Origin of the sequence: Rhizobium hidalgonense (genome assembly GCF_002914525.1) — a bacterium.
Lineage (GTDB): Bacteria > Pseudomonadota > Alphaproteobacteria > Rhizobiales > Rhizobiaceae > Rhizobium > Rhizobium hidalgonense.
The window spans coordinates 98,904-123,043 of record NZ_LODW01000011.1; the positions used below are offsets into that span (position 1 = coordinate 98,904).

General features: G+C 61.3%; 16 protein-coding genes and 1 pseudogene. 13 read left to right on the plus strand and 4 right to left on the minus strand.

Annotated elements, in window-relative coordinates; all coding sequences use genetic code 11:
* The first annotated feature begins 112 nt into the window (after nucleotides 1–112).
* The 6 genes from ATY29_RS00610 to ATY29_RS00635 are packed head-to-tail and all read left to right on the plus strand — an operon-like array spanning nucleotide 113 to nucleotide 8,252.
* Complete coding sequence (locus ATY29_RS00610) at nucleotides 113–2,635, plus strand: hypothetical protein (RefSeq protein ID WP_097534573.1); 2,523 nt, start codon at nucleotides 113–115, stop codon at nucleotides 2,633–2,635.
* Nucleotides 2,636–2,651: 16 nt separating this feature from the next.
* Nucleotides 2,652–3,746 carry a beta-galactosidase BglB gene (gene bglB, locus ATY29_RS00615; protein WP_097534575.1) on the plus strand — a complete coding sequence of 365 codons (1,095 nt, stop codon included), beginning with the start codon at nucleotides 2,652–2,654 and terminating at the stop codon, nucleotides 3,744–3,746.
* Nucleotides 3,743–5,107, plus strand: coding sequence for a polygalacturonase PglB (gene pglB / locus ATY29_RS00620; protein ID WP_025417631.1), 1,365 nt, complete (start codon nucleotides 3,743–3,745; stop codon nucleotides 5,105–5,107). The genes bglB and pglB overlap by 4 nt, the downstream gene beginning before the upstream one ends.
* On the plus strand, nucleotides 5,095–6,201 hold the full coding sequence (locus ATY29_RS00625) for an ABC transporter ATP-binding protein (protein ID WP_097534577.1): 1,107 nt from the start codon (nucleotides 5,095–5,097) through the stop codon (nucleotides 6,199–6,201). The genes pglB and ATY29_RS00625 overlap by 13 nt, the downstream gene beginning before the upstream one ends.
* Nucleotides 6,202–6,203: 2 nt before the next feature.
* A complete protein-coding gene (locus tag ATY29_RS00630; protein ID WP_025417633.1) occupies nucleotides 6,204–7,193 on the plus strand; it encodes a carbohydrate ABC transporter permease in 990 nt (329 codons plus the stop codon).
* A 12-nt stretch (nucleotides 7,194–7,205) separates the two neighbouring features.
* A complete protein-coding gene (locus ATY29_RS00635; RefSeq protein ID WP_025417634.1) occupies nucleotides 7,206–8,252 on the plus strand; it encodes a carbohydrate ABC transporter permease in 1,047 nt (348 codons plus the stop codon).
* Between the two features lie 488 nt (nucleotides 8,253–8,740).
* Here the strand turns inward: ATY29_RS00635 and ATY29_RS00640 are convergent, their stop codons facing one another.
* Nucleotides 8,741–9,892, minus strand: coding sequence for an ROK family transcriptional regulator (locus ATY29_RS00640; RefSeq protein WP_025417635.1), 1,152 nt, complete (start codon nucleotides 9,890–9,892; stop codon nucleotides 8,741–8,743).
* Nucleotides 9,893–10,074: 182 nt separating this feature from the next.
* On the opposite strand from ATY29_RS00640, the gene ATY29_RS00645 reads away from it, so the two are divergent.
* The gene (locus ATY29_RS00645) at nucleotides 10,075–11,094 is read left to right on the plus strand and encodes a helix-turn-helix transcriptional regulator (RefSeq protein WP_483251923.1); all 1,020 of its coding nucleotides are present in this window, start codon (nucleotides 10,075–10,077) and stop codon (nucleotides 11,092–11,094) included.
* A gap of 35 nt (nucleotides 11,095–11,129) precedes the next feature.
* Here the strand turns inward: ATY29_RS00645 and ATY29_RS00650 are convergent, their stop codons facing one another.
* Both ATY29_RS00650 and ATY29_RS00655 read right to left on the minus strand, forming a co-directional pair.
* Nucleotides 11,130–12,167 (minus strand): LacI family DNA-binding transcriptional regulator, encoded by a 1,038-nt coding sequence (locus ATY29_RS00650; protein ID WP_025417637.1) that lies wholly within the window; start codon nucleotides 12,165–12,167, stop codon nucleotides 11,130–11,132.
* 176 nt (nucleotides 12,168–12,343) lie between these two features.
* Nucleotides 12,344–12,976: a TetR/AcrR family transcriptional regulator gene (locus ATY29_RS00655; RefSeq protein WP_097534581.1), complete on the minus strand. Its 633-nt coding sequence runs from the start codon at nucleotides 12,974–12,976 to the stop codon at nucleotides 12,344–12,346.
* A 105-nt stretch (nucleotides 12,977–13,081) separates the two neighbouring features.
* On the opposite strand from ATY29_RS00655, the gene ATY29_RS00660 reads away from it, so the two are divergent.
* The 5 genes and pseudogenes from ATY29_RS00660 to ATY29_RS00680 all read left to right on the plus strand — a co-directional run bounded on the left by ATY29_RS00660 (nucleotide 13,082) and on the right by ATY29_RS00680 (nucleotide 21,220).
* Nucleotides 13,082–14,155 carry an efflux RND transporter periplasmic adaptor subunit gene (locus ATY29_RS00660; RefSeq protein WP_097534583.1) on the plus strand — a complete coding sequence of 358 codons (1,074 nt, stop codon included), beginning with the start codon at nucleotides 13,082–13,084 and terminating at the stop codon, nucleotides 14,153–14,155.
* Nucleotides 14,152–15,237, plus strand: coding sequence for an efflux RND transporter periplasmic adaptor subunit (locus tag ATY29_RS00665; protein WP_097534585.1), 1,086 nt, complete (start codon nucleotides 14,152–14,154; stop codon nucleotides 15,235–15,237). The genes ATY29_RS00660 and ATY29_RS00665 overlap by 4 nt, the downstream gene beginning before the upstream one ends.
* On the plus strand, nucleotides 15,234–18,305 hold the full coding sequence (locus tag ATY29_RS00670) for an efflux RND transporter permease subunit (protein WP_097534587.1): 3,072 nt from the start codon (nucleotides 15,234–15,236) through the stop codon (nucleotides 18,303–18,305). Before ATY29_RS00665 ends, ATY29_RS00670 begins: the two co-directional genes overlap by 4 nt.
* A gap of 180 nt (nucleotides 18,306–18,485) precedes the next feature.
* Nucleotides 18,486–19,640 (plus strand): alpha/beta hydrolase, encoded by a 1,155-nt coding sequence (locus tag ATY29_RS00675; protein WP_097534590.1) that lies wholly within the window; start codon nucleotides 18,486–18,488, stop codon nucleotides 19,638–19,640.
* A 129-nt stretch (nucleotides 19,641–19,769) separates the two neighbouring features.
* Nucleotides 19,770–21,220: pseudogene (locus ATY29_RS00680) on the plus strand (NCS1 family nucleobase:cation symporter-1).
* An 88-nt stretch (nucleotides 21,221–21,308) separates the two neighbouring features.
* Here the strand turns inward: ATY29_RS00680 and ATY29_RS00685 are convergent.
* Nucleotides 21,309–23,192, minus strand: a complete 1,884-nt coding sequence (locus ATY29_RS00685) for a HAMP domain-containing methyl-accepting chemotaxis protein (protein ID WP_097534592.1) — start codon at nucleotides 23,190–23,192, stop codon at nucleotides 21,309–21,311.
* A 202-nt stretch (nucleotides 23,193–23,394) separates the two neighbouring features.
* Here ATY29_RS00685 and ATY29_RS00690 point away from each other — a divergent pair, with 202 nt between their 5' ends.
* Nucleotides 23,395–24,102, plus strand: coding sequence for a DUF4272 domain-containing protein (locus tag ATY29_RS00690; protein ID WP_097534594.1), 708 nt, complete (start codon nucleotides 23,395–23,397; stop codon nucleotides 24,100–24,102).
* Nucleotides 24,103–24,140: the final 38 nt, after the last annotated feature.

The following is a 24,140-nucleotide window of genomic DNA, read 5'->3' on the forward strand; positions in this document are numbered from 1 at the left end:
TCCGTCAAGCTATTTTCTGGGCGAATGGCGATGTATTTGAGCAATTCTCAAAAGTCACGCGCACAAATGACCTAATGAAAATATTTTCATTAGATTGCGGAGGAGGCGATCTGTGAAAACGGAAAACATCAAGCGGCCGGGCGACATGGCGCCAGCATACAGCGTGGCTGAGGGGCAGACGGTAACGGCATGGGCCGTTTCCGGCCTCATCGCCAGCTATTTTCCCGGCACGCCGGCCCCTGCCGAAGATCGCGTGGACTATCGTTTCATCAACGGTTTCGTCGACGTCGGCGATCTGCCCTGCCGCAAGGCCTTCTGGTCGACCATGGTGGGGCGGCCGCTTCTGCCCGATACGTCCTGGCCGACGACAAGCCTCTATCTCCCCGGCTCGAACCGCCGCGTCGAGTTCACCAGCTTCTGGCATGCGCCGACGCATGTCAGGCGATGGTTGAAGGGCACGTTCAGGGTGGACGCTCCGCGCCAGCTCAAGCTTGCGCTCAAGACCTGCGGCGGCGTTCGCATTTGGGTCAACGGGCAGGAGGCGGTGCGCTTCGAGCCCTTCAAGCGCAACGTCGAAAGCGCAACTGAGATAACGCTGTCGCTCGACGCCGGCGACAACGAGATTCTCGTCCATACCGAAGACCTTGCCGAGCGCGACACGACCTGGTTTTTCGAGCTCGAAATGCTGGACACTGAGCCACTCTCTGTGCTGCTCCCGGTATCGCTGGATCAGGATGAAATCCGTGAGCTCGAGGCCCTTTCGCGCGGCATGCGCCCGGCCCATGACGTGTTCGTCAATCAGCCGCTGGAAATCATCTTCGACACGGCGCCCGAGCGCGACCTGCCCGTGGAGCTCAAGGTCGTCGGCCATGGCCATGAGCGGCCCGTTCTCGCCCATGCGAAACTGACCCTGCACGCCGGCCAGAGCCGGCTGACGGCCGATGATGTCTGCGGTATTGCGGATGGTTATCATGGCATCAACATGACGATCGGCTCCGGCCCTGGCTCGGTCACCCGCGTCATCGATGCCGCCTTCATGAGCAGCCTTTCGCCATCGCCGACCGAGACGGCGCTTTCCGCCCGCAAACGGCAGGCGCTGGAATACAGCGCCCGCTTCGGCGCCAACCGCGCCGGCCGCCTTATCGCCATGATGGAAACCGGCTACGACGATCGGGAGAGCTTCGAGCCCATCGTCGATGCGACGCTCGCCTCGATCGATGCGCGTGAGGATTGCTCGGATTTCATCATGGTGCCGCTGCTCTGGCTGCTCGGCGACTATGGCGACCGGATGCCCACGGCCACGGTCGAACGCATCCGCCGTTCCGTTTTATCCTACCGCTACTGGGTCGACGAGCCGGGCAATGATGCCATGTGGTTCTGGAGCGAGAACCATGTGCTCTGCTTTCATACGAGCCAGCTGCTGGCCGGGCTTTTCCTGCCCGACGAGGTCTTTTCCGCCTCAGGGCGGACGGGACGGCAGCAGGCCGAACTCGCCGTCGAGCGCCTCGGGCGCTGGTTCGACAGCGTCGAAGCCCACGGCCTGGCGGAGTGGAACTCGGCCGCCTATTACCCGATCGATTTCATCGGCCTGCTTGCGCTGGAGCGCTGGGCCGAAAGCGGGATCGCCAATCGCGCCCGCGGCCAGATCGATCTGATCTTCCGGATGATCGCCCTTCATACGCTCGCGGGCGTTCCGGCCGGCTCGCAGGGGCGCGCTTATGACAAGGAACTGCGCGCCGGGCCGCTGACCGAGCTGGCGCCCTTCGCCCAGGTCGCCTTTGGAACGGGCTGGCTGAACAACGGCGTCGCGGCATTGACCATGTTCTGCGCCGGCAGTTACGAGCCGCCGGCCGATCTCGCCGAGCTTGCAGCGCTTCCGCGAGGACGAAGCGTCGAGGCGCGTTACAGCCAGGGGCTCGAGAGTGGCAGACTCGTGCTGTTCAAGAACGAGGCGGCGCAGCTTTCGACGGTTGTCGATCACAAGACCGGTCAAAAGGGCCATCAGCAGCATGTCCTCGACATCAGGCTCTCCGGCCATCCGATGGCAAGGCTCTGGATCAATCATCCCGGCGAAGACGATCCCTGGGGCAATCAAAGGCCGTCCTATTGGGCCGGCAACGGCATCCTGCCGCGCGTTGCCCAGCATCGCGACGTCGCTCTGTTGATCGAGGATACGGGCGGCGCGCGGCATGCATGGACGCACGCCTATATCGGCCGCGACGGTCTGGACGATCTGATCGTCGAGGGCAATTGGCTGATCGCGCGGTCGGGCCGTGGATTTTCCGCCCTCTGGGCGTCGAACGGCCTGGAACTGGTAACCGACGGGCCGACGGCCGGCCGCGAGGCGCGCTCCTACGGATCGCTCAGTGGCTGGGCGGCCATTGTCGGATGCGGCAATGGCGAGGCCTTCAAGGCCTTCATCGAGCGCTTGTACCAGACGACGGTTTCCTTCGACGGCGCGCTTCGGCGCCTTTCCCTGACACCACCGGGCGGCCCGGCGATCTTGCTTTCTTATGCCGACGGTCTTTCGATCGCCGGCAAGCCCCGGCCGTTCACGCATGACCAGCCGCAGCCGTTTCTCACCCACGACAGTGCGGCCGCCGGTGCCGGCACTGACGGACCGTTCTACTCCTGAAACATAGGTCTCCAGCATGAACACAACATCCGTCGATAACGCCGCCCTCCTGACGACGATCGATCGCGTGGCGACGGCTTTCAGCCGGCTCAGGGGCATCAAGGAAGGTCTGGTGACGGATAATGCCGCTTCCGGTATCCAGTTCGACGAATGGGACTGGGAAGTCGGCGTCGGCCTTTACGGATTTCTCAGGCGCGCAATTTCCACCAATGACCAGAAGGCGCTGCAGGAGCTCGTTGCCTGGTATAGCGGCCAGATCGAACGCGGCCTTCCGCCGCGTCAGATCAACAGCACGGCACCGATGCTGCCGCTGGCAATCCTCGTCCAGCATGTCGACCGTCCGGATTTTCGCGCTCTCGTCGAGGACTGGGCCCAATGGCTCATCAACGAATTGCCGAAGACCGAAGAGGGTGGCTTCCAGCACGTCGTCAAGGAGCGACTCAACGACGGCGAATTGTGGGACGACACCCTGTTCATGGCCTGCCTCTTCCTTGCCCAAGCCGGCGTGCTCTGCGAGCGCAAGGACTGGATCGACGAGGCCGTCTATCAGTTCATGCTACACACCCGCTATCTCGCCGATCCGGTCAGCGGCCTCTGGTATCACGGCTGGACCTTCAACGGCCGGCACAATTTCGCCAATGCCTTCTGGGCGCGTGGCAATGCCTGGATTACGGTCGCGATCCCCGAGCTCTTCGACCTCGTGCCGACGCTTAGCGAGAAGGACCAGCGTTTCCTCTCCAACGTTCTCGCCAGCCAGGTGCGCTCGCTGAAGGCATATCAGCGGCCGGATGGCATGTTCACGACGCTTCTGGACGATCCGTCCTCGCCGCTCGAAACCTCGGCAACGGCGGGCATCGCCTATGGCATGTTGCGCGCCATAGATGCCGGCATTCTGGACGAGAGCGACAGGGATCACGCGGAGCGTGCGCTCAGGGCCGTGATGGCGCGAATCGACGACGAAGGCGTCGTCCACGGCGTCTCGGACGGCACGCCGATGGGCCATGATCTCGATTTCTACCGGCGCATCCCGAACCTGCCGACACCTTACGGCCAGGCGTTGACCATGCTGCTTCTGACCGAAGTCCTGATCGAGAGTGGCCGTCGCCAATGAGCGCTCCCTCCCTCTTCGCGATCGAGGCGCCCGACAGCGACAATACTGATCGCCTGCAGGCGGCAATCGACAGTCTTTCAGCTTCCGGCGGCGGACGCCTGGAGCTCATGGCGGGTATCCACATCTGCCGGGGGCTGCGGTTGCGCTCCGGTGTCGACCTGCATCTGGCCGCCGGCGCGATCCTGCGTCCGGTTCCCGATTATGCGGCTTACGCACGCACGACGGTTTCGGTGATCGCCGAGAAGTCGGACCGCGGCATGATCGTCGCCAGTGGTGCGCGGCGGATCAGCCTGACGGGGGAAGGGCGCATCGAAGCCAGCTGCGAAAGCTTCATCACAGGAGACGACGAGACGGTCGGAACCTTCATCCCGGCCGAATTCCGTCCCCGTGTCGTCGTCTTCGAACACTGCGACGAGGTCGAGATCGGTTCCCTCACCATCAGCGGTTCGCCGATGTGGACTCTGCATTTCGTCGACTGCACCAATGTCGCTGTCCGCAACGTCACGATCGAAAACGACCGCCGCCTTCCCAATACGGACGGCATCGTGCTCGACGCCTGCCGCGGCGCCTTCATCGAGGACTGCACTATATCGACGGCCGACGACGGCATATGCCTGAAGACGAGCATCGGTCCTGAAGGCGTCGCCATCGGCCGGTGCGAGAACATTCTCGTGCGCCGCTGCTCCGTTCAGAGCTTGAGCTGTGCGCTGAAGATCGGCACGGAAACGCATGGCGACATCACCAATGTCCTGTTCGAAGATTGCAGTGTCTCGTCTTCCAATCGGGCGCTCGGCATATTTTCCCGCGATGGCGGCCGGATATCGAATGTGAGGTTTTCCAGAATTTCGGTTGATTGCCGCGAAACGCCCGATGGCTTCTGGGGTTCGGGGGAGGCGCTGACCGTCAATGTTGTCGACCGCATCGCCGAACGCCCCGCAGGCGCTGTCGAAAACCTCATTGTCGAAGATGTGACCGGCCGTATGGAAGGGGCGATTACCGTCATTGCTGCCGCGCCGTCAGGCATCCGGAACGTGTCGCTGGCCCGTATTGCCGTCTGCCAGCAGCCCGGAGAACTCGGCACCGGGCGGACCTATGATCTTCGCCCGACCAATGCCGATCTCGTTCCGAGGGCCGATGGCGGCGGGCGCGCCAATGCCTGGACCCGCGGCGCGGACGGCCGGGTGATCGGCCTGCAGGATTATCCCGGTGGAATGCCGGCCGTTTATGCAGCCGATGTCGACGGGATCTTGATGAACGAGGTGCGGATCACGAGGCCGGCACCGTTGCCGCAAGGCTGGAACGAAAACGACGTCGTCTTCGAAACGGCGGCATCTGATGGGAGTGAGGCATGGCAGAACTGAAACTTTCCACCGTCAACAAGGCGTACGGCACGGTCAAGGTCCTGCATGACGTCGAACTCGATATCAAGGACGGCGAATTCGTTGTCTTCGTCGGTCCGTCCGGATGCGGCAAGTCGACCCTGCTACGCGTTATCGCCGGCCTCGAGGAGGTGACGGAGGGTAAGATCGCGATCGGCGGGCGCGATGTCAGTGCGCTCTCGCCGGCCGAGCGCAAGATCGCCATGGTCTTCCAGTCTTATGCGCTTTATCCGCATATGAGCGTGCGCAAGAACCTCGCCTTCGGCCTGGAAAACCTGAAGTTCAAGCGCGCCGAGATCGAGGCCCGCATTGCTGAGGCCGCCAGGATGCTGGCGATCGAACCCTATCTCGACCGGCGTCCGAAGCAGCTTTCGGGCGGCCAGCGCCAGCGGGTGGCAATCGGCCGGGCGATCGTGCGCGAACCTGATATTTTCCTGTTCGATGAGCCGCTTTCCAATCTCGATGCGGCGCTTCGCGTCCAGACCCGCGCCGAGATCACCAAGCTCCACCGCGAGATCAAGACGACGATGATCTATGTCACCCACGACCAGGTCGAGGCGATGACGATGGCCGACAAGATCGTCGTGCTGCGCGCCGGACGGGTCGAGCAGGTCGGCGCGCCGCTCGAACTCTTCGACCACCCGCTCAATCTCTTCGTCGCCGGCTTCCTCGGCTCGCCACGCATGAACATCATCAAGGGCAAGGTCGCCGCCATCACGGAAAGCGGCATCGCCATCGATGTCGCCAACGGCGGCAGGATCGTCAGCGATGTCGATCTCGCCGGCATTGCGGTGGGGCAGGAGGTTCTCGCCGGCATAAGGCCCGCGCATTTTTCGCGCTCCAGCGGTCAGGGCCTGCCGTTCGTCGTCCAGTATCACGAGGGCCTGGGCACCGAGACCTACGTCTACGGCAATCTCGAGGGGCAGGGCGAGCAGATCATCATCCATGAGGCCGGCCACTTTGCGCCTCATCAGGGCGATCGGCTCGTGATCGATGCCGATCCGGCGCGTGTTCATCTGTTCGATCCCGAAAGCGAACTTGCTTTTGCCCGTCGATCAGGACGGGGGAGGCGCTGACCATGGCTGCTGCTGGTGTAATGCTCTCCCAGACAGGCGAAACGGCGATGAGGGTGGTCGAGGCTCCGATGAATGCGGTGGAGCGCGTCCTCGGCCGCAAGCGCATGCCCTGGCTATTCCTGGCGCCGAACCTCGTTTTGTTCGCCATCTTCACATTCCTGCCGATTGCGATTGCAGTCGGTTACGCCTTCACCGGCGGCACCAATCTTTTCGTCTCGGAGCGGCCCTTCGTCGGTTTCGACAACTTCCGCGCCCTGCTGTCCTGCGGCAACTACCTGCAGCCCGGAACCTGCCAGGAATCGTTGTTCTGGACGGCGGTGTGGAACACGCTGTGGTTCGTGGCGTTGAACGTCACCGCCACGTTGCTGGTGGCGTTGATCACGGCGCTTATCCTCAACCGGGCGATCTTTGCGCGCGGCTTCTTTCGTGCGATGTTCTTCTATCCCGTCCTGCTGTCGCCCGTCGTCATCGGCCTGATCTGGAAATGGTTCCTCGATCGCAACGGGCTGCTGAACGCGTTCTTTCAGATGATCGGCGTGCCGCCGGAGATTTTCCTGCTCGATGTCGGCTGGTCGCGCTTCTTCGTCGTCGTAGTGTCGGTCTGGTTCCATATGGGTTTTTACACGCTCATCCTGCTCGCCGGCCTCCAGGCGATCCCGAAGGAGCTCTATGAGGCCGCCTCGATCGACGCAGCTTCGCCGCGCCGCACCCTCTTTAGAATAACGCTGCCTCTTCTTGCGCCGAACCTGCTCGTCGTATTCATCCTGTTGATGATCAAGTCCGTGCAGATCTTTGACGAGGCTTGGGTTCTGACGAACGGCGGTGGCCCCGGCACAGCCAACAGCTTCATCGTCCAATATATCTACCAGATGGCATTCAGCAGCGATCTGCGCCTCTTCGGGTTGGCCTCGGCCGCCTCAGTTCTCATGGGACTGGTGCTCCTGGTACTCACCCTCATACAACTGCGCCTCGGCAAGCGAATGGAGTCCTGAATGAACAGCTCTATGAACCCGATCCGCTTCATGACGCGCACGCGCCGTGCCGGACGCATCGACATCACCGATATTTTGTCATGGGTCTGGCTGATCGGCGGAACGCTGGCGGTGCTTGTTCCGGTCGCCTGGGCAGGCCTTTCCTCGCTGAAGCCGGCGGCCGAAATCACCCGCTTTCCGCCGACGCTGCTTCCCCGCGCCGCCGTGGAGCAGAGCGTGCCCGGCTTCGACAAACCGCTCAGCCTCTGGCAGGTCACCATTGACGGCCAGCCACGCGAAATGGCGATGATCAGGCGCGTCGGCCTCAAGGCGCAGATGGTCGATCCCGCAAACCCGGGACAGCCGGTCAGCGTCGACGTGAAGGGGATCACGCCGGTGCAGCACCTAACTGTCGCCACGGAGAATTACACCGATCCGCTGACGCGCTTCAACTTCCTGACCTTCCTGAAAAATTCGGTGTTCGTCACCGTCGTTGCGACGCTTCTGACGCTTGTTGTCAACGCCATGGCGGCATTTGCGCTGTCGAAATATAAATTTCGCGGCGACACGACGGTTTTCGTCATCATCATTTCGACCCTGATGATCCCGCTTGCCGTCGTCATGGTCCCGGCCTACCTCGTCATCGTCGGGGTAGGGCTTGCCGACAATCTCTGGGGCGTCATCCTGCCGACGATTGCCTCTCCGACCGCCGTCTTCCTGCTTCGGCAATATATGTTGACGATCCCCGATGAGCTGATCGAGGCGGCGCGGGTCGACGCGGCAAGCGAATTCTGCATCTTCTGGCGGATCATCCTGCCCCTGACAGCGCCTGCTCTCGCAGTGCTGGCGATCTTTTCAGTGCTCTGGCGCTGGAACGACTTTCTTTGGCCGCTCATCGTCCTCAACAGCCGCGAGAATTTCACGCTGCAGGTCGGCCTCAACGCATTCCAGGGAGAATTCTCGGTGCAATGGCACTATATCCTGGCGATGACCTTCCTCAGCCTGCTGCCCGTCACCGTTGTCTTCCTGTTCCTGCAGAAATACATCACCACCGGCATTGCTGGAACGGGCATGAAGTAAACGAGGCGTGGAGAAGTTCTCCTCCCAGGCGTGAAATCGCATACCCCGTCTCATAGCGCCGGCCGAAGCGCGCCGCATCGAAGCTGGTCGGCGCGGCGCTCTTCAGGCTTTTGTCTCGCGCATGGCTTCCGGGGACTTTACCCAATTCTCAGTCCTCGGGCAGACTATACGATTATCCAATGCGCAGAATACCTGAGTGCAGGTTGCCAGAATGCGGCGACAACGGCGCCCCTCAGGCCGCAGCGCCCAGCAAGGCTGCCCCGGCATGGAATCGGCGCAACGCAATGTCAGCGCCAACCGCCCGCCTCGAGTGGCAATGTAGTTCTGAAGCAGGAAGAATGGGCAGAATTCAGATGGAAGGGAGGCTACGGCACCCACCGCTTTTGGACAGAATCGGCAAAGGCCTGATCGCCTGGGCCGTTCCGAATTCGTTTTAAGCAATGCCTCAGAATTCCGCATAATCAGGAGCGGTGCTGCCGGTACAGATATCACAATACGGTTTCGAACAGCGGGATCAAGGCCGCGCCGATTGCACCCGGCGCATCGATGATCTCAGCCACGGCAAGGCGGGGAACGTCGCGCAGTACGCCGTGCCGAGGCAGATTGTTGAATTCGGTCCGTTCGATAAGCATTCTCGCAAGTGAATGCGGAAGCTCGCCGCCAAGGACGATGAGGGCGGGGTCGAAAATTGCGCAGATCGCATTGATGGCGCGATTGTGGGCCGGCAAGACGCGGTCGACCCATTCGCCAACGCCGTCCCAATTTACCAGCTCCTCATTCTTCAGATCCTTGAGGGCCAGGTCCGAGCGTCCCTTGCTGCGAAGATATTCGAGCAATTGGCCAAGTGCGGGGCGATCGTCATAGTCCTGACGCGCGAAGAGAACGGAAAATTCACCGGCGTTGCCGAAACTGCCACGAAACGGCATGCCTCCCGAAACCAGGCCGCCGCCGTAGCCGTGAAGATGGGCAATATAGGCGAAGTCCGCGACGTCGCGGCCAACCCCGAAAATCGCTTCCGCCAAAGCTGCGGTCCTGGCAACATTGTCTGCCCAGATCGGCAGGCCAAGCCGCTCTCCAAGCAAAGGCGCCAAGTCGATCAGTGACCAATGCGCAAGTGGCAGAGGACAGTTGAAGGCCGTGTCCAGCATGCGGTGGCCCGCGACCGCCAGGCCGACGCCGAGGACGTCGCGCCGTTTGGCGCCTTGGCGGGCCAGAATGTCCTCGACCGCGGCTTCAATCCGTTCCAGTTCCATCGACAGCGAGTCGCCTGCCTGCGGGATTTCCATATTTTCCAAAGGCTCGCCGAAGCCCATGAGACAAAGGCCGATCGAGCCGACGTTCACGGAAATGCCAAGTGTCAGACACCAGTTCCTTCGAAGGGTCAACTTTGGGCTGGGCGGACCCGGCCGCCGGCCCTCCGAATGCGAAAAGACGATCATTCCCCGCTCATGAAGCCGGGCGACGATCCGGTGCAAGGATTGCTGGGTGAGATCGAGCGGCTCGGTCAGGTCGGAACGCTCGATCCCGGGAGACTTCCAGATCAACCGCAAGAGGTCCCGTTCGTTGCGGGAGGCGACCCGCGCCGGTTGTACGTCTCGCAAAAAATGTGCGTCGACATGGTTTAAAGCAACGTACTTCATTTTCTGATCGTTTTGATTTACACTGTAGGTGTGAAGATAAAGGAGGGGACGCTTTATTTCCATCAGAGGCAAGTAAATTCATCCATGGTGTCGGCGCTCCTGCTTACCTCATCGAGATTGGTCAGGCCAGTCGGGATGACGTCTGGGGTGCCTAGGGAAAAGAATCGAGTTGCATGATCTCATTGGGACACGAAAATACAGCCCGAGTTCTTGAGCCCGAGGGTTATAGGTTTGTGCCGACACATGAAGGCAGCACCTTCGAATCGATGGTTCATGCCTTTTCGAAAGGATACGGCGCTTTCGGGGCACAGCCGTTGACGAATGACCGGACCTTCGCCTGGGCAGCGGACTTGCGTAGGACCGAGGCATTCACGGTAATCCATTCGGTTTACCGGACCTCCTGGACAATCCGTACGCTCGACGAAACTCCGCAACACCTCGCGTTTTACCTGCCGCACATGGGATCGTTTCGTTTATCCATTGGAAAAAGGATGGTCGAAAGCGGAGCAGGTCATCTTCTTATGGCCAACAATCATGAGGCTGGTGATCGCGTCGTCCTAGGCCCGCATCGCTCGGACGCTCTCTTCCTGGACTGGCAAGTCGTGAGGAGAATGCTCGTCTCCCTGGTGGAAGCGCCACTTTCCGAATCGCTCGACTTTGAACCCATCCTGGATCTCGCGACACAATCGGGCCAGCTTATCGGCAACCTGGTGCAGACGATCGTGCAGGGCATGCGCGACGGTGGTCCGCTTTTGTCTTCCCCTCTCGCCATGGCAACGATGAGTGAAACGCTTGCTCATCTTGTAATCCGATTTGGCCATCACCGCCTGTCCGGTCACTTGGAAAAGAAGAAAGTGTCGTTGGTTGCTCCCTGGCATGTCCGGCGTGCCATCGACTATATGCATGCCAATATCGCAGAGCCTCTCACCATGACGATGATTGCCGACGATGTCGGCGTTTCACTTCGCGCGCTGCAGACGGGATTCAAGGCCTTCAGGGGAACGTCGCCGGCGGGTTACCTCCGCACGATCCGGCTGCAAGCGGCGCGTGAGCAACTGCGGGATCCAACAAACCAGCGATCTGTCCGCGAAATCTGCATGATATGGGGGTTCGCTCATGCGGGTAGATTCTCGATCATCTATCGCAGCACCTTCGGTGAAAGTCCGCGAGATACGCGCCTGCGTGCGGAGCGCTTGCGTTAGAGCTTTTCGGGATTCTGCCGGCGTCCGACGGGTTTTTAGCGCGGCGGCGCGATGCTGCCGCGCAGGACGAGGTGGCATCCAAGTTCCAGGCGATGGGCCGGCCGCTGCGGGTCATTGGCAATCAGCCTCTGTTCGATCAGCGCCAAGGCGGCAGCGCCGAGCTTGTCGGTGGGAACGCTGACCGTTGAAAGCGGCGGACGGCTGAATTCGCCGGGGACGATATCGTCAAAGCCCAGCACCGAGATTGCTTCGGGCACGCTTATGTCGCGATCGGCCAATGCCTTCAAGCAGCCGAGCGCCAGATTGTCGGCGGCGCAGAAGACTGCGGTAGCGCCTTTCATCGTCGGATCGCGATCGAGCAAGGCGTTGATGGCGGCCTCGCCGTGACGAGGCTCATATCCTTCGGCTTCCACGATCATGTCTTGGGGCACGGGAAGCTGCGCGGCGAAATAGGCGTCGGAAAAGCCGTCATATCTGCGTTGGATCGTCGTGCGGCCCTTCCAGGTCAGGTGCAGGATGCGGCGATGTCCGAGCGCCAGCAGGTGCTCGATGCCAAGCCGAGCCCCGAAGCGGTTTTCCGGCGTCACCGTATCGACCAGCATGGCCGGATCTTCACCGTTGACGATGACAACAGGCACATCAGGGGAGGAGAGGCTTCGGATCAGTTCCGGCTGATCATCGTTGAGGACCACGATGCCGTCTGCGCGCTCGGAGAGCGCGATCTGTCTGACCTCGGCGCCGTCGATGCGCCGGCCGGTGCTGACGAAAGGCACGATCCGGATGCCGCGACGCTCGCACTCCTTCCTGAGGCCGTTGAGGATCGTCCAGCTCACTAGGTTGAGGTCGCTCTCCGGCGCCGCATCGCCCGGAATGGCGAGAAGCAGGACACGTAGCGCCGCGATCGTCGCCTTCTTCCTGCGGCGGTCGAGATAACCCAGTCGTTTGGCCGAATCCAGCACCCTTTCGCGCACTTCGACCGTTAGCGGCGCGGTCCCGTTCAGCGCGTGCGAGGCCGTGCTCAGCGATACATCAGCGTCGCGCGCGACATCCTTGAGATTGACTTTGCGTTCCACTTTATTCCGTCGCGAATTGAGGTCGTGCGTTCGAAGGCACAGCTAACTCGATGTTTTCACATAAAGACTTCAGAAAAGCTACTTGCACCGTAACCAATTTTTTCGCGTTCGGCGAAAACCGGCCACCGCGCTACCGCAAACGAGCGATGAACGCGGGCGCTCAGAGCCATTGGCGATCAGTGAGGCTTGGCGAGCAGGCCGTTGAACAGCAGATCGAAATAGGTCCGCAGGAAGGCCTCCTTGTTGGGGGTAGGCACCCGGCGGTCGTCGAATATCAGCCGCAGAACCGTCGTCGTCAGAATGGGCGCGACCACGATCTCGGAGAATTCCACCGGGATTTCGCGAAACTCCCCCGACGCCATTCCCTCCAGGAGAAGGGCGTCGATCTTGGCGATGATCGGCGCGATGAACTCATCGTGGTGGCGGTCGATCAGCTCGGGGAAGCGCTGTCCTTCCGCAATGACGAGCCGAACCAGCTCGCGGGTTGTGCGATCCTCGGCGATTTGCTCGTAGAGCAGGCTCAAAATGGCCATCAGCCTGTCGGCGGCCTTGCCGCTAAAAGCGCCAACGATCCCCAGCAACTCCTGGAACGGTACGGAGAAGTGGTTGATCATCGCTTCGAAAAGTTGTTCCTTCGTTTCGAAGTAGACATAGACCGTGCCTTTGGTGACACCGACCCTGTCGGCAATATCTTCGATACGTGTTCCGGCAAAGCCGCATTTGACGAACTCCTCGAAGGCGGCATCCAGAATTTGGATGGGCCGTAGCGCCTTCTGTTCCGCACGTGTGACCTTCTTTTGATCTGCCATTTCCTGCCTCCCTTTGTTGTACGCGCCCGCCTGCGACGCAAAGTTTCATTGACTAATACGTCAGTCAATTATATAGCAGCTGCCGTTGAGAGCAAGAGGTCAACTATGAGAACCATTCTGATCGCCACCGCGATCGTATGCGCCGTCGGTCTCGGATCATGCAGCGATCCGAGCGGGCCGACTGAGCCGACCCCGCGGCAGGTCGGCGTTGTCGTGGCTAAATCTGAGCCGCTGGCTGAGGGCGGCGCGCTCACCGGAGAAGTCCGGGCTCGGATCCAGACCGATTTGTCCTTCCGTGTCAGCGGCAAGATTGTCGAGCGGCTGGTGGAGGTCGGGCAGTCCGTGAAAGCGGGGCAGGTCCTGGCGCGCATCGATCCGGAAGAGCAGAAAGCCGACCTGGATGTGGCGGCGGCCAATCTTCAGTCCGCTGAGGCGCAGCAAACCCAGGCGCAGCTCGCATTCGACCGACAGCAGAGCCTGTTTCAAACCCAGGTGACGACGCGTGCCGCGCTCGACCAGGCGCAGGAGGCGCTTCTGACGGCGCAGGCATCGACGAAGTCGGCGCAGGCGCTCTTTGAAACCGCGCAGGACACCCTGTCCTATACCGAGCTGAAGGCGGATGCCGACGGGGTGATCACCGCCCGCAATGCCGAGGTCGGGCAGGTGGCGCAGGCAGCCCAGGTCGTCTTCACCCTTGCCCATGACGGTGACCGGGATGCCGTCTTCGAAGTGGTCGAGAGCGCCTTCCTGCGCCCGATCGACGGCGACGGCACCGTGGCCCTTCTGTCGGACCCCTCGCAGAAGATCACGGCGAAGGTGCGCGAGATTTCGCCGACGATCGATTCTTCCACCGGCACTATCAGGGTCAAAGTGGCGTTATCGAGCGACGCGCCCATTCCTCTCGGCGCACCGGTCGTCGGAAAATTCAATTACGTCCCGCAGGACGTCATCCAGCTGCCCTGGTCGGCAATGACCTCCAAGGGCGGCAAGCCGGCCGTCTGGATCGTCGATCCCGCATCCTCTGCGGTTGCGGCGACAGCGATCGACGTAGCCAGCTACGAGACCGGCAGCTTCATCGTCAAGTCGGGCGTCTCGGCAGGGGACGTCGTGGTGACCGACGGCACCAAATTCCTCAGGCCCGGTGAAATCGTGTCTTATATCAAGGAAGCATCAAAGTGAGTATTCGTCCCAAGATAATCGCACTGATGATGGGTACGGCCCTGATCGCCTCCTGCACCAAGCAGGAGGAAAGCACTGGTGAAGCCCCCCGCCCGGTGCTTTCGATCACAGTCAGGCAGACGCCCGCGACGAGCCTCGGCCTGACCGGCACGATCCAGCCGACGATCGAGACCGATCTCGGCTTCCGGATCCTCGGACGGATGATTGCCCGCAACGTCAATGTCGGTGATGTCGTCAAGAAGGGTGACGTCGTGGCGGCCATTGATCCGCTGGCGCTGGAACTTGCCGTGCGTAGCGCCCAGTCCGACGTCGAGAATAGCGATGCCCAGCTTCGAAACGCGGTGACGACGGAACAGCGCCAGCGCGCGCTGGTGGAATCGCGCTCAGGCACCGAAGCCTCGCTCGAAGAAGCCGAGCAAGCGAAAAGGACGGCCGCGGCCACCGTCGCCAAGGCGCAGGCCAATCTCGACAAGGCGAGGGAGCAACTCGGCTACGCGCAGCTTCAGGCGGAATTCGATGGTGTCGTGACTGCAAGCTCGGCCGAGGTCGGCCAAGTCGTCTCGGCCGGCCAGACGGTTGTCACGATAGCGCGGCCGGACAAGCGCGACGCGGTGGTCGACGTGCCTCAGGCCGCGGCCCAGAAACTGAAGGTCGGCGCGCCATTCGAGGTGACGCTGCAGCTAGAACCTTCCATCCGCACGACGGGCGTCGTGCGCGAGATCGCACCGGAGGCGGAAGCCGCCACCCGCACCAGCAGAACCAAGATCGCGCTCGCCGATCCGCCTGCAGCCTTCAGGCTCGGCGCAGTCATCACAGCCTCCGCAGCCATCGCCGCCGATCCCGAGATCGTGCTGCCTTCGTCCGCGATCCTTGCCGGCACGAACGGCGCCAGCGTCTGGATTGTCGACGTGCCGGCCAAGAAGGTGGCACTGCGCCGCGTGAAGATCGACGGCGACGTCGTCGACGGCGGCACCGTCCGCGTCACCGAGGGGCTCGCTCCAGGAGAGCGGGTGGTCGTGGCAGGCGTGCATAAACTTGAAGATGGCCAGGCCATCAGGATCGACCAGGAGATCAGCCAGTGAAGTCTTTCAATCTTTCCGACTGGGCGCTCGAGCACCGTTCCCTCGTCTGGTACTTCATGATCGTCTTCATTCTTGCAGGCACTTTCTCCTATCTGAACCTCGGCCGCGAGGAAGACCCGAACTTTACCATCAAGACGATGGTCATCACCGCCCAGTGGCCCGGTGCTTCCGCAGAGGAGGTGACGCGGCAGGTGACCGACAGGATCGAGAAGAAGCTCCAGGAACTGGAATCGCTCGACTACACCAAGAGCCAGACCGTCGCCGGCCAGACGACCGTCTTCGTCGAACTGCTGCCGACGACCAAGGCAAGGGACGTCGCGCCGACCTGGCTGCGCATCCGCAACATGATCGCTGACATCAAGGGCGATTTCCCGAGCGGGGTCGTCGGTCCCTTCTTCAACGACCGCTTCGGCGACGTGTTCGGCAACATCTACGCCTTCACCAGCGACGGGCTGACCCAGCGCCAGCTTCGCGATCTCGTGGAAAATGCCCGCTCCGAAGTTCTGACGGTGCCGAATGTCGGCAAGGTCGATGTGATCGGCGCTCAGGACGAGGCGATCTATCTCGAATTCTCCACGCGCCAGATCGCAGCACTCGGCATCGACCAGCAGTCGGTCATCCAGACCCTGCAGGCCCAGAATGCTGTCACCCAGTCCGGCTTCGTCGATGCCGGTCCGGAGCGGATTGCCTTGCGGGTGAGCGGGCAGTTCACCTCCGAGGAAAGCCTGCGGTCGATCAACCTTCGCATCAACGACCGCTTCTTCCCGCTGACCGACGTCGCCACGATCAAGCGCGGTTACGTCGATCCGCCCTCGGCGCTGTTCCGCTTCAACGGTGAACCCGCAATCGGGCTTGCCATCGGCATGAAGCAGGGCGCCAACCTGCTGGAGTTCGGCGAAGGACTCGACGCGCGGATGAAACAGGTCGTTGCCGATCTTCCGATCGGCGTGGACGTCCACCGCGTTTCCGATCAGCCGGCCGTTGTAGACGAAGCGGTTTCGGGCTTTACCCGCGCGCTCTTCGAAGCAATCGTCATCGTGCTTGTCATCAGTTTCATTAGCCTCGGTGCTCGCGCCGGCATGGTGGTGGCGATTTCCATTCCTCTCGTGCTCGCCATCACCTTCGTGGTGATGGAATACTCCGGCATTTCGCTTCAGCGCATCTCGCTCGGCGCACTCATCATTGCGCTCGGACTGCTCGTCGACGATGCCATGATCGCCGTCGAAATGATGGTGGCTCGCCTGGAGGCGGGCGACGATCTGAGGAAGGCCGCTACCTACGTCTATACCTCGACGGCTTTTCCGATGTTGACGGGGACGCTGGTGACCGTCGCGGGCTTCATCCCGGTCGGTCTCAACAGCAGTGCGGCCGGCGAATTCACCTTCACGCTTTTCGTGGTCATCGCGGTTTCGCTTGTGGTGTCCTGGATCGTCGCCGTGCTGTTCACGCCGCTTCTCGGGGTCACCATCCTGCCGAAGACGATGAAATCGCATCACGAGAAGAAGGGCCGATTCGCCGCCGTCTTCTCGTGGCTTTTGAAGCTGGCGATGCGCTGGCGCTGGATCACCATCGTCCTGACGGTCGGGGTCTTCGCACTTTCGGTTGGCGGCATGGGGCTGGTGCAGCAGCAGTTCTTCCCGAATTCCGACAGAACAGAACTCGTGATCGATTGGAACCTGCCCCACAACAGTTCGATCGCCGAGACCAACAGGCAGATGGCCAAATTCGAAAAGGAGATGCTGGCCAATAACAAGGATATCGACCACTGGACGACCTATGTCGGCCAGGGCGCGCCGCGCTTCATCCTGTCCTTCGACGTGCAGACACCCGATGTCACCTTCGGACAGACCATCATCGTCACCAAGGGCCTCGACGTACGCGACAAGGTGCGGGCGGAGCTGCAGGACTATCTGACGAAGACCTTCCCCGGCACCGACGCCTTCGTGAAGCTTCTCGACATCGGCCCGCCGGTGGGTAAGCCGGTCCAGTATCGGATCAGCGGCCCCGACATTCAAAAGGTGCGCGACATTTCCCAGCAATTTGCAGGCGTTGTCGGTTCGCATCCACTGCTGTCGAACATGGTGTTGGACTGGAATGAGCCATCTCGCGTCGTGAAGGTCGATGTACTGCAGGACAAGGCGCGTCAGCTCGGCGTCTCCTCCGAGGACATCGCAACCGCCCTCAACGGCATTGTTGAAGGCTCGACAGCGACACAGATCCGCGACGACATCTATCTGGTCAATGTCATCGGGCGGGCCAAGGCCTCCGAGCGCGATTCCGTCCAGACACTTGAGAACCTGCAGCTCTCCACTTCCAACGGCAAGGTTGTGCCTCTCTCGGCCGTGGCGAATTTCCGCTACGAACTCGAGCAGCCGACGATTTGGCGTCGTGACCGGCAGCCCACCATCACGCTCAAGGCGGCCGTCATCGGCTCGACGCAGCCGGCCACGATCGTCGATCAGCTAAAGCCCAAGGTCGAGGAATTCCAGAAGAACCTTCCCGTCGGATACAAGGTGGAAGTCGGCGGTGCGGTCGAATCCAGCGCCGAGGCGCAAGGGCCAATTGCGGCGGTAGCTCCGCTGATGCTGTTTACGATGGCGACGATCCTGATGATCCAGTTGCAGAGCTTCAGCCGCCTCTTCCTGGTCTTCGCGGTCGCGCCGACGGCCCTGATCGGCGTGGTCGCGGCGCTCTTGCTGAGCAATGCGCCCATGGGCTTCGTTGCCATCCTCGGCATTCTGGCGCTGATCGGCATCCTGATCCGCAACTCCGTCATCCTGGTCGTGCAGATCGAGCATCTGCGCAGCGAGGGAATGGCGCCATGGCAGGCGGTCATAGAAGCAACTGAGCACCGCATGCGGCCGATCATGCTGACGGCGGCGGCAGCAACCCTCGCGCTGATCCCGATCTCGCGCGAGATCTTCTGGGGGCCGATGGCCTACGCCATGATGGGCGGCATCGTTATCGGGACGGCGCTCACTCTGCTGTTCCTGCCGGCGCTCTACGTGGCGTGGTTCAGGATCCCAAGGGATGAGGGTGCGCGGGGCGAAGCCACGGCAGAGGCGTGATGCAGTCTCCGACGGCCATCGCCCACGGCCACCGCGGCGGCCGCTGCAACACAGGCCGCGACGAATGGGTGGGATGGCGCAGGTGATGCCGTCTCACACCGGCGCGGGAACGGCATGGCGAATGATGACGTGGACAGAAGCGCACGCCGGAGAGCGTCTGGCCTTGAGGGAAACGGATCGATGATCGAACGACCTCTCCGAGGCCTGCCGAAGACAGCACTGGCGATCATTGTGACCATTGGTTTGGCGATGCTTGCGGGCTGCGCCACGAGGCCATCGCCTGAAGTCTTGACGCCTGTTCATCTGAGCGAGCCGGCTCGTTCGGAAACGGCTCCGGATAAGGTGAGCGTGCTCGTCGCGACCAACAGAGCCCCCGATAGCGTGCGGGGTGGGTTCAGCAATGCATGGGCCGAGAAACTGACCTATGAGCAGTACGCGTTTTCGGTTCCTCCCGGCAGGAAGGATACCGCGATCACCTATCCCAAGGCGAAGCCGGATCCGCAACGGCAGTTTGCCGTCGTCGAGCGCAAGCAACTGCCTAGGGATGCTTTCGTGCAGCAGGCGCTCGCCTCCGTGCAACCCGACGGCACCATCGGCATCTTCGTCCACGGCTACAACTACAGTTACCAGGAGGCGCTTTACCGCACCGCCCAGATCGCCGCGGACGCGAAAATCCCCGGCGCTCCGATCCTGTTTTCCTGGCCTTCGGCGGCGTCCGTCGCCGGATATGTTGCCGACCGCGATGCCGCGCTTTCCTCGCGAAGCGAACTTGTTTCTCTCGTCACGTCGCTCTCGGCATCGGCCAAGGTGAAACGCATCATTCTGTTCGGACACAGCATGGGCGGGTTCCTGGTGATGGAAACGGTGCGAGAGCTCAAGCTGCAGCATCGCGACGCCGTCATCGGCAAGCTGGCGGTGGTGCTGGCCGCCCCAGACATCGATGTCGATGTCTTCCGGTCCCAGTTAAATGACATTGGTCCAATGCCTATCCCGATCTCCCTTCTGGTTTCCAAGGACGACCAGGCGCTCGTGGCCTCGAGCTTCATCGCCGGGGAGCGGCCGCGCGTCGGACGGCTCGATATCGACGATCCCGTCATCGAGGAGACCGCCTTGAAGGCACGGCTTCGGGTCATCGACATCACGTCGATCAAGACCTCCGACGGATTGGGCCACGACCGCTACGCATCACTCGCCAAGTTCGGCGCCCAGCTTGCCTCCTTCGAGAGCGGCCGGCGATCGACCCCCGGCGATGTCGGCGCCTTCGTCTTCGATGCCGCCGGCGCCGCAGTCGCAAGCCCGTTTCGCTTGGCCGGACGTGTCGTTCGTTCGCAATAGCTCGGAGCCTTTTTACATCGCCGCCATCAACATTGTGTACAATGTGACTATTAAATTGTCAGATGCATAAATGAAGAGCAGACTTCCGTCCGTGGCCGAGTCGGCCTCAGGGGATATGGGAGGGCATTCATGAGCATACGAAATCCGTCTCCCTCGTTATATAACGAGGACCTTGCACCCGCGGAGGAGCGCAAGTGGGGTGCATTCAGCATTTTCAACGTCTGGACATCGGACGTCCATAGCCTGTGGGGCTATTATCTCGCCGCAAGCCTGTTTCTGCTCTGCGGCAGTTTCGTCAACTTCGTTATCGCCATCGGCATCGGCTCTCTCGTCATCTTCCTTCTAATGAGCATGGTCGGCAATGCCGGCGTGCGCACCGGCGTACCATTTCCGGTTCTGGCGCGCGCCTCGTTCGGCACGTTCGGGGCCAATGTTCCAGCACTCGTGAGGGCGGTGGTCGCCTGCTTCTGGTACGGCGCACAGACCGCCGCCGCATCCGGCGCGATCGTTGCCCTGCTGATCCGCAACGAGAGCCTGCTCGCCTTCCACCAGAACAGCCACATACTCGGCCATTCGACCCTCGAACTCATCTGCTACGTCATCGTCTGGGCGCTGCAACTGCTGATCATCCAGCGGGGCATGGAAACTGTCCGCAAGTTCCAGGATTGGGCCGGCCCTGCCGTCTGGATCATGATGCTGATCCTGGCCGTCTATCTGGTCGTCAAGTCGGGCACCTTCTCATTCGGTTCCGAAATCCCGCGCGACGTGCTGATCGAAAAGACCAAGGATGCCGGCGTGCCGGGCGAGCCCGGTTCGATCGCCGCGCTTGCCGCGGTGGCCGCCACCTGGATCACTTATTTCGCGGCGCTTTACCTGAACTTCTGCGACTTCTCGCGTTACGCGACGAGCGAAAAGGCGTTGCGCAGGGCAATCTTTGGGGCCTGCCGATCAACCTTTTGGCGTTCTGCCTTGTCGCAGGTGTCACGACCACGGCGGCCTTCACCGTCTATGGAGAGGTCCTGCTGCATCCGGAAATGATATCGGCGAAATTCGACAGCTGGTTCCTGGCGCTGCTTGCCGCGCTGACATTCGCCATCGCCACGCTCGGCATCAACGTCGTGGCGAACTTCGTCTCGCCCGCCTTCGATTTCGCCAATGTCTTCCCGCGCCAGATCAACTTCAAACGCGGCGGATATATCGCCGCGCTGATCGCGCTGGTGCTTTATCCGTTTGCTCCCTGGGAAACGGGTGCGGCGCATTTCGTCAACTTCATCGGGTCGACGATGGGTCCGATCTTCGGCATCATGATGGTGGACTACTATCTCATCCGGAAGAGCCAGCTGAACGTCGAGGCCCTTTATCACGAGAATGGCGAGTTCCGCTTCCAGAACGGCTGGCACGGCAACGCCTTTATCGCGTTTGCGGTCGGCGCGCTGTTCTCCTCGATCCTGCCGACCTTCACCAGCATCCTGCCGGATTGGTGGGGCACTTATGGCTGGTTCTTCGGCGTCGGAATCGGCGGGGCGATCTATTTCGTGTTGAGAATGGGCGCCCGGCGTAATCCGGCCTTCGCGGCATGATGAAACGAAAGCGCCCGGCATTGCCGGGCGCCTTCATCTCTGGTCTGTCCAAGCGGTCAGGGCAGGGGATCGGCCATCCGCACCCGTCCTAGCGGCGTGCGGCAATCGCATGGATGGCGGTGTGGGCTGAAGGCTGCGCCATCGTTCTCACTGTCGAGCGAAGGGCTGACGACTGGTTGGACGCCGCATCGTCGAGCCTGAACTGGGCGATAAGTTCGCGAAGTGTCTGGGCTTGCTGCGCGAGTGAATTGGATGCCGCCGTCGACTGTTGCACCATGGTCGCATTCTGTTGCGTGGTCTGGTCCATCCGGTTGACCGCAACATTGACTTCGCTCAGTCCGACGGACTGCTCTTTCGCAGAGGTGGCGATCGAGTCCATATGGTGATTGATCTGTGTGATGAAGCCGCCGATGGTCTTCAGGGCTTGGCCGGTGTCGCGCACCAACTTGACGCCGCTTTCAACTTCCTTCGAAGAGTTCTGGATCAGGCCCTTGATTTCCTTGGCGGCACTTGCCGAGCGCTGGGCGAGTTCGCGGACTTCCTGGGCGACGACGGCAAAGCCCTTGCCGGCCTCGCCTGCACGTGCGGCTTCCACGCCCGCATTGAGCGCGAGAAGATTGGTCTGGAACGCGATTTCGTCAATGACGCTGATGATGTTGGAAATCTGCTGAGAAGAGGTCTCGATGCGCTCCATCGCTTCTTCGGCGTGGGAAACGACTTCCGCGGAGATGCCGGCGCTGCGATTTGCCTCGGTGGCCACCGTGCGCGTCTCCTCAGTCCGCTTGCTGGAGTTCGCAACGTTTGCGGTGATCTCTTCCAACGCGGCTGCCGTCTCTTCGAGCGAGGCCGCCTGCTGCTCCGTGCGCTTCGACAAATCGCTCGCACCGGAGGAGATTTCCCGCGTGCCTTCGTCGATCGTCCCGATGCTGTCGGAGATCGCTCGGAGCGTCGCGCCAAGCTGGGTGACGGACTGGTTGAAGTCGTGGCGCAGCGCCTCGAAGTCGGGCGCGAAGGTCTCGTTGATCTGAAAGGCGAGGTCGCCTGCGGCCAGCCGCTTCAGTCCGGCGGCGAGACCCGAAGTGGCAATGCGCAACCGCTCCGAGGCGTCGGCTTCCGCTTGCTTCTGAGCTGCAACACGATCGGCCTCTGCCCTGTTGCGGTTTTCTTCGGCGTCGAGTGCCATCCGCTTATTCGTGATCGCGGCTTGACGGAAGATCTCGACGGCTCCAGTCATCGATCCGATTTCGTCAGCGCGGTGGGCAAACGGAATCTCCGCCTCGGTGTCGCCGTCGGCCAGCCGGCGCATCGCGGCGGTGATGCCGGTAATCGGATTGGCAATGCCGGTCAGCACGAAGGCGACGGCGCCGAGAACGAGCAACCCGGCCACACTGATTGCGGCGAGCAGATAGAATTCTATGGAGTCGAAGGTTTCCTTGCTGAGGGCGGCAGCTTTGTTACTGCCGCTGACGTCCAATTCGACCAGGGCGGCCGTGGCTTCCTTGAGCTTGTCCGAATAGGAGCGCATCTCACCGCCCAGATATTTGCCGGCTTCTTCCGTCTTGTTGGCGCGGGAAAGGGCGAGCAGCTGCGAACTGCTGGCGATGTAGCCTCCAACGCTCTCCTTGATCGTCTTGATCAGGTCGCGCTCGTGGTCCGATGACGCCAGCGGAAGGTAGGCTTCCACCGATTTACCAACCGTATCCTCGGCGGCTTTGATGGCCTCTTCGCGTGTTTTCTTTTCAGCCTCGGACTGCGCAATGATGTGGTCACGGTAGGCGAGGCGCAAATTCGTCATGGCGAGATTGATCGATTGCGAAGCCTGGACGCTCGGCAGCCAATGGGTTGCGATTTCTTCGGTGGAGCCGTTCGTGTTTCGAAGACCATCGACCGCGAGATAGGCGACGAGACCGAAAAGAAGGGCTATACCGCTGAAAATCAACAGCAAACTCGATTTAATGTTTGGACGACGCATTGTAAGTCCTCGATCGAACGGTCCGGCCTCATACCGGCTTGGCCAGGGACTTTTGTATCGGAAAAAATTTAACGATTTGCTCAATCTGTAAAATGCCGTTTACCACCCTTGCGGAAACCGACGTCGCTTTTGCCCAAAACACATCCCGATAGCGTTGGAAATGTTTATCGATCCGTCAAAGAGATGAGAGGAGCCATACACGGTGAAGCGCCTATTTTCTGTCCTTCTTGCACTGATCCTTCCGGTACAGACAGCCGTCTCGCAACCCGCCGATGAGGCAGGGGCGCGCAAAGCCCGGTCTATCGCCCAGCTTCAATCGGAAGGCGTGCCGACGATTGATCACCTGCCGACCGTCGAGCCCGAGAACGAGAGTACCCGCCGAAATACCAAGCAAGTCGTGGAGCGCACGATCGCGCTTGCGATCGTTGCCGTGAAAGGAGAGACCGGCGACCACGAAATGGGGCAGGCTCTCATCCGGCAGTTCGACGCAGCAAGTTTTTTCACTCCGAAAGAGCAGGCGTTCATGGACGATCCCAATCCCTCTGACCAGGACCGGGCAAACTTTGCCTGGCGTTACGAGGGCGTGCACGTGATGTTGTGGGCGCTCGGGATTTCGCCTGAGCTCGAACGTCCCGACCATATTTGCGATGTACCGTTCATCGCGAAAACACTTCGCGAATTGGGAACGGATGGTCTGATACGCCGTGCCAGGCTGCGCCCGCAGAAAGAGCTGCTCGACGCCGCCGACCTGATCTACCGCTATGACTGGGCGGCGGTGAACGCAAGACTGAAAGGCGAGGAGCCGCCCGCCAGGTTGGACAAGGGCGTGGTCTACGAATGGCACTACGCCCTCAACTGGCTGATCGGCTACATGGACCAGGACTGGGACGATATTTCCACGGATACGTGATGTCGGCCGCTCATTCTGCAATGATGGGGCCAAATAGA

Coding starts and splice junctions, on each gene's coding strand:
- bglB (WP_097534575.1), top strand. CDS start 2,652: ATGAACACAACATCCGTCGATAACGCCGCCCTCCTGACGACGATCGAT.
- pglB (WP_025417631.1), top strand. CDS start 3,743: ATGAGCGCTCCCTCCCTCTTCGCGATCGAGGCGCCCGACAGCGACAAT.
- ATY29_RS00625 (WP_097534577.1), top strand. CDS start 5,095: ATGGCAGAACTGAAACTTTCCACCGTCAACAAGGCGTACGGCACGGTC.
- ATY29_RS00630 (WP_025417633.1), top strand. CDS start 6,204: ATGGCTGCTGCTGGTGTAATGCTCTCCCAGACAGGCGAAACGGCGATG.
- ATY29_RS00635 (WP_025417634.1), top strand. CDS start 7,206: ATGAACCCGATCCGCTTCATGACGCGCACGCGCCGTGCCGGACGCATC.
- ATY29_RS00640 (WP_025417635.1), bottom strand. CDS start 9,892: ATGAAGTACGTTGCTTTAAACCATGTCGACGCACATTTTTTGCGAGAC.
- ATY29_RS00655 (WP_097534581.1), bottom strand. CDS start 12,976: ATGGCAGATCAAAAGAAGGTCACACGTGCGGAACAGAAGGCGCTACGG.
- ATY29_RS00660 (WP_097534583.1), top strand. CDS start 13,082: ATGAGAACCATTCTGATCGCCACCGCGATCGTATGCGCCGTCGGTCTC.
- ATY29_RS00675 (WP_097534590.1), top strand. CDS start 18,486: ATGATCGAACGACCTCTCCGAGGCCTGCCGAAGACAGCACTGGCGATC.
- ATY29_RS00685 (WP_097534592.1), bottom strand. CDS start 23,192: ATGCGTCGTCCAAACATTAAATCGAGTTTGCTGTTGATTTTCAGCGGT.